The sequence below is a fragment of the Pseudomonas sp. lyk4-TYG-107 genome (genome assembly GCF_030209055.1).
GTDB classification, from domain to species: Bacteria; Pseudomonadota; Gammaproteobacteria; order Pseudomonadales; family Pseudomonadaceae; genus Aquipseudomonas; species Aquipseudomonas putida_A.
The window spans coordinates 28,149-43,855 of the sequence record NZ_JARVST010000040.1 but is presented as its reverse complement, the minus strand read 5'-3'; the positions used below and the strand labels follow the sequence as shown (position 1 = coordinate 43,855).

The following is a 15,707-nucleotide window of genomic DNA, read 5'->3' as shown; positions in this document are numbered from 1 at the left end:
CATTGAATTTCGCGGGCGCGGAATATAGCACAAATTTTGACCAATTCCGACGGCTGTGGTCGGAAATTGCGCCACGCCCATTCGCGAGCAAGCCCGCTCCCACATTTGAATGCATTCCAGGTGTGGGAGCGGGCTTGCTCGCGAAGGCGTCAGCTCAAACGATGAAGAATTTACTCATCGTCGTCGAAGTTGTAACTGCCCGGCGCGAGGTTTTCGAAGCGGGTGTACTTACCGATAAAGGCCAGGCGGATAAAGCCGATCGGGCCGTTCCGCTGCTTGCCGATGATGATTTCGGCGATGCCCTTGTGCTCGGTTTCCGGGTGATACACCTCGTCCCGGTACACGAACATGATGACGTCGGCGTCCTGCTCGATCGCTCCGGATTCCCGCAAGTCGGAGTTCACCGGACGCTTGTTGGGACGTTGTTCCAGGGAACGGTTGAGCTGCGACAGCGCCACCACCGGGCAGTTGAATTCTTTGGCCAGGGCTTTCAGGGATCGGGAGATCTCGGAAATCTCGTTGGTCCGGTTGTCACCGCTTGAACCCGGAATCTGCATCAACTGCAGGTAGTCGATCATGATCAGGCCGATGTCGCCGTGCTCACGCACCAGACGTCGGGTTCGCGCACGCATTTCCGACGGGCTGATGCCGGCGGTATCGTCGATGAACAGTTTGCGATCATTGAGCAGGTTGACCGCCGAGGTCAGGCGCGGCCAGTCGTCGTCCTCGAGCTGGCCGGAACGCACCTTGGTCTGGTCGATACGACCCAGGGACGAAAGCATACGCATGATCAGCGATTCGCCTGGCATCTCGAGGGAGTACACCAGCACCGCCTTGTCGCTGCGCAGTACGGCGTTTTCCACCAGGTTCATCGCGAAGGTGGTCTTACCCATCGACGGACGGCCGGCGACGATGATCAGGTCGGACGGCTGCAGGCCACTGGTCTTCTCGTCGAGGTCGGTATAACCGGTGGACAGACCGGTGATTGCGTCGGCGGTGTTGAACAGGGTGTCGATGCGATCGATGGCCTTGGTCAACAGTTCGTTGACCCCCACCGGGCCGCCGGTCTTCGGCCGCGCCTCGGCGATCTGGAAGATCTGCCGTTCGGCCTCGTCGAGGATCTCTTCGGCAGTACGGCCCTCAGGATTGAACGCGGCGTCGGCAATTTCGGTGCTGATACCGATCAACTGACGCAACGTCGCCCGCTGGCGAACGATCTGCGCATAGGCCTTGATGTTGGCGACGGACGGCGTGTTTTTCGCCAGCTCGCCGAGGTAACCGAGGCCGCCGACCTGGGACGTCTGACCTTCCTTGTCCAGTTGCTCGGCAAGGGTCACGACGTCGATCGGCATGTTCTGATCGGCCAGTTTGGCGATCGCACGGAAGATCAGACGGTGGTCATGTCGGTAGAAATCGCCGTCGGAGACTTGATCGAGCACGCGTTCCCAGGCGTTGTTGTCCAGCATCAGACCACCGAGTACGGCCTGTTCGGCCTCGATGGAGTGCGGCGGCACCTTCAGGGCAGCGGTTTGCAGATCGTATTGCTCGGGAGCGGTGATTTCGTTCATGGCCACTTGGAGTCAGGTTTGAAAACGGGAGTACCAGAAAGACAAAGGGCACGACCTGTAAACAGGATCGTGCCCGATGTTACCGGCAAGCACCCGAGGGTGCCAGCCGACAAGTATTGCTTAAGCTGCTACCACGACAACGCGTACGGTGGCTTCAACTTCGGCGTGCAGGTGCACAGCCACGTCGAATTCACCCACGTTGCGGATGGTGCCGTTCGGCAGACGAACTTCGCTCTTCTGCACTTCAACGCCGGAGGCGGTCAGTGCGTCAGCGATGTCGTGAGTACCGATCGAACCGAACAGCTTGCCTTCGTCGCCAGCGGTGGCAGTGATGGTCACTTCCAGCTCGGCCAGTTGGGCAGCACGGCTTTCCGCCGATGCTTTACGGTCTGCGGCAGCTTTTTCCAGCTCGGCACGACGCTCTTCGAACGCAGCCAGGTTGGCAGCGGTCGCAGCGGTAGCTTTGCCGAAAGGCAGCAGGTAGTTACGGCCGTAACCGGCCTTAACGTTTACTTTGTCGCCCAGGTTGCCCAGGTTGGCGATTTTTTCCAGAAGGATCAGTTGCATGTGGAAATCCTCTTAACTTTTAACCTTCACCGTTCGCGTTATCGGTGTCTTTCGACACGTGACGACCGCGAAAATCAATCAGGCTGTCGACAATGGCCAGAACCACGAGCAACGGATAGATCAGCTGCATGAACAGCAGCAGTGTCACGTACAACCCCACCAGCCAGAAACCGGCCAGTCGCTTCTGCCCGACCAGCCCGTGAATCAGGGCCAGTCCGGCGAACACCAGCGGTACACTGCACAACGGCGTCAACATGGCCATCTGTGCACCGAGATTCGGGCCCAGAAGCATCAACGCCAGCAGCAACATCGCCGGCCCCAGCGGGATCCGGATGGCGCGAAACTCGCGACCAAAACCACCCGGGTTGTACAACAACGCTTGCCAATGCCGCCCGACAATCAGGCTCAGCACGCTGACGATCTGCAACAGAGCCGCAATCAGTCCGGTCAGGACTGGTGCAATCAGGGACGCGAAGCGCGCTTGCTCATCGACCGACAATTGCTTGTAGGTTTCACCAAGAAGCGCCGGCATGACCTTTATCAAGGCCTGCGCGAGCATCTCGATCTGGGCCGCAAACGCTGCCCCGAGCACCACTGAAAACACCACTCCAATCACTACGCTGACCAGCAGCGTGCGAACCCAGGACTCGCTTGCGCGCAACACCAACGCAAGCCCCGAAGACCCCAGCAGCACCAGAAGTGCCCGTGGATCATCGGCATAAAGCCACCAGACCAAAGCCGGCAGCAGCCCCAGAGACAGAACACCCAGGGCGTCCGTCAGTCCGCGCCGCAGAAGCACCAGGCTCCCGGCGGCAGCACCCAACCAATACAACAACGGCAATGTTGCACATCCGGCCACCACGAGAGTGGCCTGCATACGGCCTCGCATGATGAACTCAGCTAAGGCACGCATGCATTCAATCCTTTGCTACTTGTCGACTGCCCGGTCTCAGCGGCCGTGGCTGTCGGTGTAGGCCAGCAGGGCCAGGAAGCGGGCGCGCTTGATAGCGGTGGCCAGCTGACGCTGATAACGAGCTTTGGTACCGGTGATGCGGCTTGGAACGATTTTGCCGGTCTCGGATACGTAGGCTTTCAGAGTGTTGAGATCTTTGTAATCGATCTCTTTCACGTCTTCAGCGGTGAAGCGGCAGAATTTACGACGACGGAAGAAACGTGCCATTTGATAGGCTCCTTAAAAGGTCCGTGGATTACTCGTCAGCGTTATCGCTGTTGTCGCTGTCATCACCCTCAACGCCATCAGCGTCGGAGTGCTCAGGACGGTCGCGACGCTCACGGCGCTCACTGCGGTTTTCTTCAGCCTTGAGCATCTCGGACTGGCCGGTAACGGCTTCGTCGCGACGGATGACCAGGTTACGGATCACAGCATCGTTGTAGCGGAAGTTGTCTTCCAGCTCGGCCAGGGCCTTGCCAGTGCACTCAACGTTCAGCATCACGTAGTGAGCCTTGTGAACATTGTTGATTGCGTAGGCCAGTTGACGACGGCCCCAGTCTTCCAGACGGTGGATTTTGCCGCCGTCTTCTTCGATCAGCTTGGTGTAACGCTCAACCATGCCGCCGACTTGCTCGCTCTGGTCAGGGTGGACCAGAAAGATGATTTCGTAATGACGCATGAATGCTCCTTACGGGTTGTAGCCTGCCGCTCAAAAACGGTCAGACAAGGAGTGAATGACACTTATGGACTTGCTGGCGCGGGGCACATGCGTGCCTGCCGTCACAGCAAGGGGCGCAATTGTAGAGAAGGGACTGCGCAGGTGCAAGGCAATTGGTGATTATTTGAACAACCACCGATCTTCGACCTGACACAAAACACTGTGGGAGCGAGCCTGCTCGCGAATGCGATATATCAGGCAACATTATTGTCAGCTGACACACCCCTTTCGCGAGCAGGCTCGCTCCCACATTTGAACCGATTTCAGCTCAAGACTACTTCTTCGCGGCAGCTTTGGCCTTGGCGCCGCGTTGACGCTGTGCTTCGAACAGGCACACACCGGTGGCCACGGACACGTTGAGACTGCTGACGCTGCCGGCCATCGGCAGGTTCACCAGATAGTCGCAGTGCTCGCGAGTCAGGCGACGCATGCCTTTGCCTTCGGCGCCCATGATCAGGATGGTCGGGCCGGTCAGGTCCTGGTCATAAATGCTGACCTCGGCCTCACCCGCCGTGCCGACAACCCACAGACCGCGCTGCTGGAGCTTTTCCAGAGTGCGCGCCAGGTTGGTCACCGCCACCAGCGGAATCACTTCCGCCGCGCCGCAGGCCACTTTACGCACCACCGGCGTCAGGGTAGCCGACTTGTCCTTGGGCACAATCACCGCCAGCGCGCCGGCAGCATCCGCCGACCGCAGGCAGGCGCCGAGGTTGTGCGGGTCGGTCACGCCGTCGAGCACCAGCAACAGCGGTGCGCCTTCGGTGCGGTCGAGCAGCTCGTCGAGCATCGCCTCGCCCCAGACCTGGCTCGGACTGACGTCCGCGACCACGCCCTGGTGTACGCCTTCAACCCAGGCGTCCATTTCGCGGCGCTCGGCCTGACCGATCTGCACACGATTTTCGTTGGCCAGCTCGATCAGGGTCTGCACGCGCGGATCGTTGCGGCTTTCGGCCAGCCAGATCTGCTTGACGCGTTTCGGGTGGTGACGCAGCAACGCTTCTACCGCGTGAACGCCGTAGATTTTTTCCAACTGACTCATGACTTCGCCTTCGGTTTACGCGACCCGCCACTTTTGGCTGGAGCCGAACCCGCTTTCGACGGGCCTTTACGGTGTTTGCTCGGTTTGGCTGGCTTGCCGCCGACGGCCTTCTCCGGCGCCGACCGTCCGGTCTTTCCCCCAGACGCCGCTTTACCACCGCTTTTGGCTTCGGCCAGCAAGGCCTTCTTCAATTCACGGCTTTTGCGCAGCTCGGCGTTTTTCGCCACGGCATCGCTCGGGCGATAGGCCTCGACGGCTTTTTCCTTGGCCGGACGACGGCTGGCGGTTTTCGCCGGAGCCTTGTCTTCCACAGCCTTGCTCGCAGGTGCTGCGGTATCGGCGCCACGTTTCTTGCGACCGATCGGCGCGCTGATGGTTTTTTCTGCCATCTCGAAGTCGATCTTGCGCTCGTCGAGGTCGACGCGCATCACGCGCACTTCAACGGTATCGCCGAGACGGAAGCTGCGACCGGTGCGCTCGCCCGCCAAGCGGTGATGCACAGGGTCGAAGTGGTAGTAGTCGCCCGGCAGCGCGGTGACATGCACCAGGCCTTCGACGTAGATATCAGTCAGCTCGACGAACAGGCCAAAACCGGTCACGGCGGTGATAACGCCCGGGAACGATTCGCCCACACGATCTTTCATGAACTCGCACTTGAGCCAGTTCACCACGTCGCGGGTGGCTTCGTCGGCACGGCGCTCGCTCATCGAGCACTGCTCGCCGAGTTGCTCCAGCGCCGCTTCGTCGTAGGGATAGATGCGCGCCTTCGGAATGGTCATCGCCCCGGCACGACGAACGTGCGGAGTGTCCTGTTTCGAATGGATCACGCTGCGGATGGCGCGGTGCGTGAGCAGGTCCGGGTAACGACGGATCGGCGAGGTAAAGTGGGTATAGGCCTCGTAATTCAGGCCGAAGTGGCCTTCGTTCTGGGCGCTGTACACCGCCTGACTCAGGGAGCGCAGCATCACGGTCTGGATCAGATGGAAATCCGGACGGTCCTTGATGCTCGCCAACAGGGCCTGATAGTCCTTCGGCGACGGGCCGTCCTTGCCTTTGTGCAGGGACAGGCCGAGCTCGCCGAGGAACGCGCGCAGCTTTTCCAGACGCTCCGGTGGCGGACCGTCGTGGACACGGTACAGCGCGGGGATTTCGTGCTTCTTGAGGAATTCGGCGGTGGCCACGTTGGCCGCCAGCATGCATTCCTCGATCAGCTTGTGCGCATCGTTGCGGGTGGTCGGACGGATTTCGGCAATTTTGCGCTCGGAACCGAAGATGATCCGGGTTTCCTGGGTTTCGAAATCGATCGCGCCACGCACGTGACGGGCAGCCAGCAACACTTTGTACAGCGCATAGAGCTGCTTGAGGTGCGGCACCACGTCGGTGTATTCGCCGCGAAGCTTGCGCGCTTCGGTGGCTTTCGGGGTTTCCAGCATCGCGCTGACCTTGTTGTAGGTCAGGCGGGCGTGGGAATGGATCACCGCTTCATAGAAGCAGTAGTCGGTCATTTCGCCGGACTTGGAGATGGTCATCTCGCAAACCATGGCCAGACGATCGACGTGCGGGTTCAGCGAGCACAGGCCATTGGACAGCTGTTCAGGCAACATCGGCACCACGCGCTCGGGGAAATACACCGAGTTGCCGCGTACCTGGGCTTCGTTGTCCAGCGCCGAACCGATCTTCACGTAGCTGGAAACGTCGGCAATCGCCACGTACAACTTCCAGCCGCCAGAGAACAGGCGCAACTTGCCCGGCTTGGCTTCGCAGTAGACCGCGTCGTCGAAGTCGCGGGCATCTTCGCCGTCGATGGTGACGAACGGCAGATGGCGCAGGTCGACACGCTTTTCTTTGTCTTTCTCTTCGACTTCCGGCTTGAGCTTGGCGGCTTCTTTGAGTACCGCTTCAGGCCAGACGTGCGGAATGTCGTAGGTACGCAGCGCGACATCGATTTCCATGCCCGGCGCCATGTAGTTGCCGACCACTTCGACCACATCGCCTTGCGGCTGGAAGCGCGGCGTCGGCCAGTGGGTGATCTTCACCTCGACGAACTGACCGATCTGCGCGTTGGCATTACGGCCTGGCGTAACCAGCACTTCCTGCTGGATCTTCGGGTTGTCGGCAACGACGAAACCGATACCGCCCTCTTCGAAGTAGCGACCGACGATCGTTTCGTGGGCACGGGACACCACTTCGACGATCACGCCTTCACGGCGACCACGACGGTCGAGACCCGAAACGCGGGCCAGCGCACGATCGCCATCGAATACCAGACGCATCTGCGCCGGGCTCATGAACAGGTCATCGCTGCCGTCGTCCGGCACCAGGAAGCCGAAACCGTCACGGTGACCGCTAATGCGGCCGAGGATCAGGTCGAGCTTGTCCACCGGCGCATAGGTGCCACGGCGGGTGTAGATCAATTGAGCGTCGCGCTCCATGGCGCGCAGGCGGCGGCGCAGGGCTTCGATCTGGTCTTCTGTGGTCAGACCAAACTCTTCGACCAGTTGCTCGCGGGCAGCAGGCGAACCCCGATCGGCGAGATGCGCCAGGATCAGTTCGCGGCTGGGAATAGGGTTTTCATATTTTTCCGCTTCACGAGCGGCCTCGGGATCGAGGGACTGCCAATCGGCCATTAGAGAGTTTTCACCTTGTCTATATGCGGGTTAGTTTGGCATAGGCGCCATCAAACGGGAAATTTCCGACTATATAAGGCCCTTCTGGAGCCTTGTATCGACGCCTGAAAGCCCTTTTGAACACCGCTGGTAAAAAAATTCATTTTTTTTGCTGACAGGGGTTTACAGTTAAAAAGGCGCTCCGTATAGTGCGCGCCATCGACGACGTACACACGTTGACGAGATGCCCAGGTGGTGAAATTGGTAGACACGCCAGCTTCAGGTGCTGGTGACCTTACGGTCGTGGAAGTTCGAGTCTTCTCCTGGGCACCAATTTCGAGTTTGAGACTAGATCAGTTTCAAGGCTCACACAAAACCCGCGAAAGCGGGTTTTTTGCATTCTAAGGAACGGGTTTGTTAAAACTGATTAATTAAAATTAAATCAGGGGTTTACAGATCAAAAAGCGCTCCGTATAGTGCGCCACATCAACAGCGGCAACGCTCGCGATGAATGCCCAGATGGTGAAATTGGTAGACACGCCAGCTTCAGGTGCTGGTGACCTTACGGTCGTGGAAGTTCGAGTCTTCTTCTGGGCACCAATTCAAACTCAAGGTTACGACGTTGAGTTTCCCAAAAAACCCGCGAAAGCGGGTTTTTGTGTTTATGGCGTTTGAAAACCTGCAAAACCTTGTGGCGACCAGCCTCTAGCAAACACTCAACCGACCCGCAAGGCGCACTTGAGAAACAATATCGTTTATCATTGTTGCAAGTTTTTGCAATGCGACAGTGAGGAACCCTGCGAATGATGTTTCGAAATACCCTGCGCCGCGGCTTGACCTTCACCCTGCTCGGCCTGGCACTCGCCACTCCCCTCACCCAGGCAGCCGATGCGGTTTCCCTGACGCTCTACAACGGTCAACACAAGGAAGTCGGCGATGCGATCGCCAAGGCTTTCGAGGCCAAGACCGGCATTCACGTCAACGTACGCAAGGGCAGCAGCAACCAGCTCGCCAGCCAGGTCATCGAAGAAGGCGACCGTTCCCCCGCCGACGTGATCTACACCGAAGAATCTCCTCCGCTGAACAACCTCGGCGAGCAAGGCCTGCTGGCCAAGACTGACGACGCCACGCTGGCGGTGCTGCCCAAGCAATACGTCGCCGGCAACGGCACCTGGATCGGTGTCACCGCGCGGGTTCGCGTAGTTGCCTACAACCCGAAACTGGTCGATGAGAAAGACCTGCCGAAGTCGGTGATGGAATTCTCCGATCCGAAGTGGCAAGGCAAAGTCGGCTTCGTCCCGACCAGCGGCGCATTTCAGGAACAGGCCGTGGCGATCATCAAGATGCACGGTCGCGACGCCGCCGAAGAATGGCTGACCGGCCTGCGCGCTTTCGGCAAGACCTACAGCAACAACATGGTCGCGCTCAAAGCCGTGGAAAACGGCGAAGTCGCCACCGTGCTGGTGAACAACTACTACTGGTTCGCCCTGCAACGCGAAAAAGGCAAACTCGACTCGAAACTGCATTACTTCACCGGCGGCGACGTCGGCGGACTGATCACTGTATCTAGCGCTGCCGTGCTGAAATCCAGCAAACATCCAAAAGAAGCCCAGCAATTCCTTGCCTACATGGCCAGTGAGGAAGGCCAGCGCGTGATCACTCAGACCACCGCCGAATACCCGCTGCACAAAGGTATGGAATCGGATCGCGGGCTCAAGCCGTTCAGCGAACTGCAAGCGCCAAACGTGACCCCGGCCGATCTGGGCAACGCCGAAGAAGCCTTGGACCTGGAACGTGAAGTTGGCCTGAACTGATGGCCACATCGTTATCCGCCCCCGCCGCGAGCGGGGGTTACGTGCCACGACGCAAGCGCCCGTCGATCTGGTTGGTGCTGCCGGTTTTATTGCTGGTGGTCATGAGCCTGTTGCCTCTGGCCTATGTCGGCCTGAAAGCCTGGCAGGCCGGTTGGGCCGAAGCGCTGCACTTGTTGTGGCGCCCGTACGTTTTCGGTCTGCTGCGCAACACCTTGGCATTGATGGTTGGCGTGACGCTGGCTTGCGGTGTGATCGGCCTGTCACTGGCGTGGTTGCTGGAGCGCAGCAATCTGCCGGGCCGACGCCCGTGGGGAGTGATTCTGTGCCTGCCATTTGCGGTGCCGGCGTTTGTCAGCAGCTTCACCTGGGTGTCGTTGAGCGCGCAGTTCGAAGGCCTCGGCGGGGCGATTCTGGTGATGAGCCTGTCGAAGTATCCGCTGATCTTTCTGCCGGTCGCGGCGACCCTGCGCAACCTCGATCCGTCCCTTGAAGAATCCGCCCGCACCTTGGGACAGAATCGCTGGGGCGTGTTTTTCCGCGTCACCCTGCCGCTGCTCTGGCCGTCGCTGCTGGCCGGTTCGCTGCTGATTGCCCTGCACATGCTGGTCGAGTTCGGCGCACTGTCGATCATCGGCCTGCAAACCTTCACCACCGCGATCTATCAGCAATTCGAACTGGAATTCAGCAACGCCAACGCGGCGATGCTTTCGGCGGTGCTGCTCGCGCTATGTCTGATGCTGTTGTGGCTGGAGCTGCGTGTACGCGGCAAGGGTCGCCATGTGCGCACCGGCCAGGGCGCAGCGCGTCAGGCCGAGCAAGTGCGGCTGGGGCCGTGGGCGGTTGCCGGTCAGTTGTATTGCCTGTTGCTGGCGATTGTCGGCAGCGGGATTCCGCTGGGCATGCTCGCGTACTGGCTGGCGGTGGGCTCATCGGCAGCCTTCCCGGTCGCGGCGATCAGCGAAGCCCTGCTGTCTTCGCTGGCCTTGTCGCTGGGTGGCGCAGCGCTGTGCCTGCTGCTGGCGGTGCCGGTCGGGCTGCTGGTGGTGCGTTACAAGGGCCAACTAGCGATCTGGGCCGAACGCTTGCCGTATCTGCTCCACGCCTTGCCGGGCCTGGTAATCGCGCTGACGCTGGTGTATTTCGCCCTGCACTACGTGCCGGCGCTGTACCAGACCTCGGCATTGCTGCTGATCGCTTATGCGCTGCTGTTCCTGCCATTGGCACAGGCGCCGATTCGCACGGCACTGAACAAGGCTGCGCCGCAGCTGGAGGAAGCGGCACGCACGTTGGGGGCATCGTCATTCACCGCGTTTTGCCGGGTGACCCTGCCGATCATCTTCCCGGCACTGGGTGCGGCGTTTGCGCTGGTGTTTCTGGATGCGATGAAGGAATTGACGGCGACGCTGTTGCTCAGTCCGACCGGGCTGAACACGCTGGCGACCGAGGTTTGGGCGCATACGGCAAATGTCGAGTTCGCGGCGGCAGCGCCTTATGCGGCGTTGTTGATTGTGGTGTCGGGGTTGCCGGTGTATCTGCTGACGACGCGGATGTATCTGAGCCGCTGAAATCGCCTTCGCGAGCAAGCCCGCTCCCACAGTTTGACCGAGTCCCACCAGAGGAATGCGATCGAATGCGGGAGCGAGCCTGCTCGCGAAGGGGGAAACATCAGGCCCTGAACTGTCCCAGACTGGCCTTCAGCTGCGCCGCCAGCCCATCCAGTACCTTGCCACTGGCCGTGGTTTCCACCACCGCCTGCGCCGCTTTCTCGGCCTGGGCATGAATCGTTTCGACCCGCCCACGCACTGCCTGCGCGCCCTGCGCCTGATGCGCCGCTGCCTGCGTTGCCAGACCGATCGCCGCATGCACCTGCTCGACCGAGGCCTGCACTGACTGCTGCAACCGTGCGCTGTCGCGTAACACCAGCAAACCTTCGCTGGCCTGACGCCCCGCCTGACCGATCGCTTCTACCGCTTCACGCGCGCCCTGCTGCAACGCGACGATGTGCGCCTGAATATCGCCGGTCGAGCTCTGCGTCTTGCTCGCCAGCGCACGCACTTCATCCGCGACCACGGCAAAACCGCGCCCGGTCTCACCGGCGCGCGCCGCTTCGATCGCCGCATTCAAGGCCAGCAGGTTAGTTTGCTCGGCGATGCCGTGAATCACCGTCAGCACCACTTCAATCTGTTCACTTTGTTGCGCCAGCCGCTCGATGACTTTCGCCCCGGTGTCGACCTGTCCTGCCAGCGCCTCGATCAGGCTGCCGACTTTCGCCGAGGTACGAGTGTTTTCATCGGTGGCCTGGCGAATATCCACCACCTGCTTCAACGCCGCCTGCATGGCATGGCTTTCCGATTGCGCCTCGTCAGCCATTTGCGACAGCGCGCGCAGGCTTTCCGCCACTTCGTCACGCTGCATCCCGGCCGCTGCGTCGGCACCGGCATTGCGCAGGGTCATGGCGCCGATTTCCACACCGGTACGCTGGGCCACGTCGCCCGCCTCGCGCACGATCGGCTGCAACTTATCCACAAAGCGATTGACTGCCGAGGCCATGTCGCCGATCTCGTCCTTGCTGTTGATCTGCACGCGCTTGGTCAGGTCGCCCTCGCCTGCCGCCAGATCGTCCATCGCCGCGTTGAGCATCTTCAAGCGATTGACCACCCGGTGCCCCAGCACCACCGCCAGCAACAGCAGCACGCCGCAACCGACGAGTGCCAGGCCCATGCCGATGCGCCAGCGCAAGGTCGCGGCGGCTTCCTGCACGGTGCTGCTGGTATTGGCTTTCATCTCGGTCGCGGTGGATTGCGCCGACTGCAGGCGCGCCTGCATTGCCGTCGCGCTATCGGCAGCGGCACCCTTGAGGCTATCGCCGACCAGTTGATCGCTGCTGGCGATCAGCGCCGAGAAGCGCTGGTCGAGCGCCGCCAGATCGGTGTCCACCGAAGCCGTCGATACGCCCATCAGCACCTTGCCGATTTCCACGCCGTTGGGATTGATCGAGGCCTCGAGGTAGTAGACCGACGGATCGTTTTTCGCCGCGTCCAGCACTTTATCCAGCGCGCGTTCGCCCTGGCCCTTTTCCAGCAAGGCCTTGTTGATCGGGTTTTCGCGGTTGAGATAACGCGTCAGGTGCTGTCCGGTGGCATCGTCGTAAACCACGAACAACACGTTGGGATTGCGCTGGGCGCGACGAGCAAATTCGGACAGGGTCGGCACGTCGCTGTCCCACATGGCGCGCGGCGCCACCGAGGCGAGCAACTGAGCCATGTCATTGGCCGAGTCCTTGAGATCTTTTTCCAGTGTCGTACGCAGTTGCGCCTGCTCTTCCTTCAGACGGGAAGACAGGCCGGCGGTCAGGCGCTGCCGGGTACTTGAGGAAAGGTTATCGAGGCTTGAGGTGACTTCACGCCCGGCCTGCTCCAGCTCGCCGGAGAGCTTTTGGCTGTCAGCGCCCAGACGAGCGCCGAGATCGGCTTCCAGCGCCGTGACCGTGCTTCGTGTCAGGGCGACTGCCACCAGCACTTGCACCAAAAGGGCGATACCAAGGGTAACGAACACGGGCCGCAACAAACGGCTTTGTAACAGTGAGAGAACGGCCGACACTGTGAATCCCTCTACTTCTGACGCCATTAATTTGATGGCACTCTTGTAGGAAGATTTACAGCAAAGGTCATGCCGTCCAACAGGCATAAACGACAAAGGCCCCGATTAAGGGGCCTTTGTTTTTTACATCAACGACTTATCAAGCGAACGGATGACGCAGAACGATGGTTTCGTTGCGATCCGGGCCCGTCGAAATAATGTCGATCGGCGCGCCGATCAACTCTTCAACGCGTTTGATGTAGGCACGAGCGTTAGCTGGCAGCTCTTCCAGGGTTTTGGCACCCACGGTCGATTCGGTCCAGCCCGGCACTTCTTCGTACACAGGCTGCAGGCCCACGTAGCTGTCAGCGTCGGTCGGCGCCACGGCATTGCCTTGCGCGTCCTTGTAGCCGGTGCAGATGTTGATGGTTTCCAGACCATCGAGTACGTCCAGCTTGGTCAGGCAGATGCCCGAGATGCTGTTCACATCGATAGCGCGACGCAGGATGACGGCGTCGAACCAGCCGCAACGACGGGCACGGCCGGTGGTAGCGCCGAACTCGTGACCTTGCTTGGCCAGATGCGCACCCACGTCGTCGAACAGCTCAGTCGGGAATGGACCCGAACCGACGCGAGTGGTGTAAGCCTTGGTGATGCCCAGGATGTAGTCGAGGAACATCGGGCCAACGCCCGAACCGGTCGCCACGCCACCTGCGGTGGTGTTGGAACTGGTCACGTACGGGTAGGTACCGTGGTCGATGTCGAGCAACGAACCTTGGGCGCCTTCGAACATGATGTCTTTGCCGGCGCGACGCAGGTCGTGCAGCTCGGCAGTCACGTCGAGCATCAGCGGCTTGAGCAGCTCGGCGTATTCCTTGCACTCGGCCAGAGTCTTTTCGAACTCGATGGCCGGCTCCTTGTAGTAACCGACCAGCATGAAGTTGTGGTAATCCACCAGTTCACGCAGCTTGTCTTCGAAGCGCGGCATGTTCAGCAGGTCGCCCACGCGCAGGCCACGACGTGCAACCTTGTCTTCGTAAGCCGGGCCGATGCCGCGACCGGTGGTACCGATCTTCAGCTCGCCACGGGCTTTTTCACGGGCCTGGTCCAGCGCCACGTGGAAGGACAGAATCAGCGGGCAGGACGGGCTGATACGCAGGCGCTCGCGCACCGGTACGCCTTTCTCTTCCAGCTTGGTGATCTCACGCAGCAGCGCGTCAGGTGCAACCACCACGCCGTTGCCGATCAGGCACTGCACGCCTTCGCGCAGCACGCCCGACGGGATCAGGTGCAAGACGGTTTTCTCGCCGTCGATCACCAGGGTGTGGCCAGCGTTGTGGCCACCTTGGTAGCGCACTACGGCGGCAGCATGTTCGGTCAGCAGATCAACGATCTTGCCTTTGCCCTCATCACCCCATTGGGTGCCCAGGACTACGACATTCTTACCCATAACACTTGTCCTCATTCGCGCAAACTTGGTGCCGGCGATGGCCGGCAGGAAAACTCAAGAAGCCAGTGGCGATACTTGCCAAAGCCCGTTCTGCTGAATCAATTGCCGGTCGCAGTCCGCATCACGGGCGGCGGCCAAAGGTTGTCCAGGCAATGCCTGAACGACACGCTGACCCTCACTGCGCAACTGGCAAACCTGCTGCCAGAGTGCCGCATCCGTACTGTCAGGCATCCAGATACCGCCAGACGGTAGCTCGATCTCAGCACGCCCCAGGGTCACCAGGGTTTTCAAATCGGTAGAGAAACCGGTCGCCGGACGGGCACGACCGAAGTCGGCGCCGATGTCGTCGTAACGACCGCCCTGAGCGATGGACTGGCCCACGCCCGGGACAAACACCGCGAACACCACACCGGTGTGGTAGTGGTAGCCGCGCAGCTCGCCCAGGTCGAAGTACAGCGGCAACTCCGGGAAACGCGTCGCCAGACGATCGGCGATCTCCAGCAAATCTTCCAGCGCCGCCAGCACCGGCGCCGGTGCATTGGCCAGACGCTCACGGGCCGCACTCAGTACTTCACGGCCGCCACACAGGTCGACCAATGCCCGCAGCATGCCGGACAGATCGGCCGGCAGGCCTTCGGTCAAGGTAATGACCTCGTCGATGGCCTTGCGTTGCAACGCATCAAACAACTGCTGCTCGACTTCACCGGACAGACCGGCGGCACGCGCCAGACCACGGTAGATGCCGACATGGCCAAGGTCCATGTGCACATCCGGCACATCGGCCAGTTGCAGCATGGCCAGCATCAGGCTGATGACTTCAACGTCGCTGCTCGGGCTGGCATCGCCGTACAGCTCGGCACCCAGTTGAATCGGGCTGCGCGAGGACGACAGTGCACGCGGCTGGGCATGCAGCACGCTGCCGGCGTAGCACAGACGGCTCGGACCTTCGCGACGCAGGGTGTGCGCATCGATGCGCGCCACTTGCGGCGTGATGTCGGCACGGAACCCCATCTGCCGACCCGACTGCGGGTCGATGACCTTGAAGGTACGCAGATCCAGGTCCTGGCCCGCACCGGTCAGCAGGGATTCCAGGTACTCGATATGGGGAGTCACGACAAACTCGTAACCCCAGCTCTGGAACAGATCCAACACCTGACGACGCGCGACTTCAATGCGCGCCGCTTCCGGTGGCAGTACTTCTTCGATGCCATCTGGCAGCAGCCAGCGGTCTACCGTTGCCATTACGCCATTCCCCTTTGATCCGGGCGGCCAGCCTGCGGGCGAGCCTTGAGTGAAGCAGAAAATGACCGATCCGTTCAAAACGCACGCGCATGAACGACGCGGCGAAAGGCCTGTTACCGGCTTCGCCCATCACTTTCCTCGAAAAACGCTCGGGCCATTCAACCCGATGCCT

12 protein-coding genes and 2 tRNA genes are annotated in these 15,707 nt (G+C 60.6%); 4 read left to right on the top strand and 10 right to left on the bottom strand.

The annotated features are described in order from the left end of the window. Positions 1–170: 170 nt before the first annotated feature. The 7 genes from dnaB to rnr all read right to left on the bottom strand — a co-directional run bounded on the left by dnaB (position 171) and on the right by rnr (position 7,471). Positions 171–1,568, bottom strand: coding sequence for a replicative DNA helicase (dnaB, locus tag QRN61_RS27110; protein WP_003221138.1), 1,398 nt, complete (start codon positions 1,566–1,568; stop codon positions 171–173). Positions 1,569–1,688: 120 nt separating this feature from the next. After that, positions 1,689–2,135, bottom strand: coding sequence for a 50S ribosomal protein L9 (rplI, locus tag QRN61_RS27105; protein WP_003221136.1), 447 nt, complete (start codon positions 2,133–2,135; stop codon positions 1,689–1,691). A 19-nt stretch (positions 2,136–2,154) separates the two neighbouring features. Continuing rightward, positions 2,155–3,048, bottom strand: a complete 894-nt coding sequence (locus QRN61_RS27100; protein ID WP_115985406.1) for a hypothetical protein — start codon at positions 3,046–3,048, stop codon at positions 2,155–2,157. A 36-nt stretch (positions 3,049–3,084) separates the two neighbouring features. Further along, complete coding sequence (gene rpsR, locus QRN61_RS27095; protein WP_002551829.1) at positions 3,085–3,315, bottom strand: 30S ribosomal protein S18; 231 nt, start codon at positions 3,313–3,315, stop codon at positions 3,085–3,087. 28 nt (positions 3,316–3,343) lie between these two features. Continuing rightward, positions 3,344–3,766, bottom strand: a complete 423-nt coding sequence (gene rpsF / locus QRN61_RS27090; RefSeq protein ID WP_003221133.1) for a 30S ribosomal protein S6 — start codon at positions 3,764–3,766, stop codon at positions 3,344–3,346. 313 nt (positions 3,767–4,079) lie between these two features. Further along, entirely contained in the window at positions 4,080–4,844 is a 765-nt protein-coding gene (gene rlmB, locus QRN61_RS27085; RefSeq protein ID WP_003221131.1) for a 23S rRNA (guanosine(2251)-2'-O)-methyltransferase RlmB, read from the bottom strand. Next, positions 4,841–7,471, bottom strand: a complete 2,631-nt coding sequence (rnr, locus tag QRN61_RS27080; protein ID WP_103368239.1) for a ribonuclease R — start codon at positions 7,469–7,471, stop codon at positions 4,841–4,843. Before rnr ends, rlmB begins: the two co-directional genes overlap by 4 nt. Positions 7,472–7,696: 225 nt before the next feature. Between rnr and QRN61_RS27075 the strand changes: the two genes are divergently transcribed. The 4 genes from QRN61_RS27075 (at position 7,697) to QRN61_RS27060 (ending at position 10,829) form a co-directional block, all read left to right on the top strand. Continuing rightward, a tRNA-Leu gene (locus tag QRN61_RS27075) sits at positions 7,697–7,783 on the top strand. A gap of 180 nt (positions 7,784–7,963) precedes the next feature. After that, a tRNA-Leu gene (locus tag QRN61_RS27070) sits at positions 7,964–8,050 on the top strand. Between the two features lie 203 nt (positions 8,051–8,253). After that, a complete protein-coding gene (locus QRN61_RS27065) occupies positions 8,254–9,264 on the top strand; it encodes an iron ABC transporter substrate-binding protein (RefSeq protein WP_003221127.1) in 1,011 nt (336 codons plus the stop codon). After that, positions 9,264–10,829 carry an ABC transporter permease gene (locus QRN61_RS27060; protein WP_285376338.1) on the top strand — a complete coding sequence of 522 codons (1,566 nt, stop codon included), beginning with the start codon at positions 9,264–9,266 and terminating at the stop codon, positions 10,827–10,829. The genes QRN61_RS27065 and QRN61_RS27060 overlap by 1 nt, the downstream gene beginning before the upstream one ends. Before the next feature lie 100 nt (positions 10,830–10,929). Here the strand turns inward: QRN61_RS27060 and QRN61_RS27055 are convergent, their stop codons facing one another. From QRN61_RS27055 to QRN61_RS27045, 3 genes are all read right to left on the bottom strand, one after another. Beyond that, on the bottom strand, positions 10,930–12,864 hold the full coding sequence (locus QRN61_RS27055) for a methyl-accepting chemotaxis protein (RefSeq protein WP_097089869.1): 1,935 nt from the start codon (positions 12,862–12,864) through the stop codon (positions 10,930–10,932). Between the two features lie 139 nt (positions 12,865–13,003). Further along, positions 13,004–14,293 (bottom strand): adenylosuccinate synthase, encoded by a 1,290-nt coding sequence (locus QRN61_RS27050; protein ID WP_003221122.1) that lies wholly within the window; start codon positions 14,291–14,293, stop codon positions 13,004–13,006. Between the two features lie 54 nt (positions 14,294–14,347). Then, on the bottom strand, positions 14,348–15,535 hold the full coding sequence (locus QRN61_RS27045; protein WP_047600701.1) for an ATP phosphoribosyltransferase regulatory subunit: 1,188 nt from the start codon (positions 15,533–15,535) through the stop codon (positions 14,348–14,350). Between the last annotated feature and the right edge of the window lie 172 nt (positions 15,536–15,707).

Coding starts and splice junctions, on each gene's coding strand:
- rnr (WP_103368239.1), bottom strand. CDS start 7,471: ATGGCCGATTGGCAGTCCCTCGATCCCGAGGCCGCTCGTGAAGCGGAA.
- QRN61_RS27065 (WP_003221127.1), top strand. CDS start 8,254: ATGATGTTTCGAAATACCCTGCGCCGCGGCTTGACCTTCACCCTGCTC.
- rplI (WP_003221136.1), bottom strand. CDS start 2,135: ATGCAACTGATCCTTCTGGAAAAAATCGCCAACCTGGGCAACCTGGGC.
- QRN61_RS27060 (WP_285376338.1), top strand. CDS start 9,264: ATGGCCACATCGTTATCCGCCCCCGCCGCGAGCGGGGGTTACGTGCCA.
- QRN61_RS27045 (WP_047600701.1), bottom strand. CDS start 15,535: ATGGCAACGGTAGACCGCTGGCTGCTGCCAGATGGCATCGAAGAAGTA.
- rpsR (WP_002551829.1), bottom strand. CDS start 3,315: ATGGCACGTTTCTTCCGTCGTCGTAAATTCTGCCGCTTCACCGCTGAA.
- QRN61_RS27100 (WP_115985406.1), bottom strand. CDS start 3,048: ATGCGTGCCTTAGCTGAGTTCATCATGCGAGGCCGTATGCAGGCCACT.
- QRN61_RS27050 (WP_003221122.1), bottom strand. CDS start 14,293: ATGGGTAAGAATGTCGTAGTCCTGGGCACCCAATGGGGTGATGAGGGC.
- rpsF (WP_003221133.1), bottom strand. CDS start 3,766: ATGCGTCATTACGAAATCATCTTTCTGGTCCACCCTGACCAGAGCGAG.
- dnaB (WP_003221138.1), bottom strand. CDS start 1,568: ATGAACGAAATCACCGCTCCCGAGCAATACGATCTGCAAACCGCTGCC.
- rlmB (WP_003221131.1), bottom strand. CDS start 4,844: ATGAGTCAGTTGGAAAAAATCTACGGCGTTCACGCGGTAGAAGCGTTG.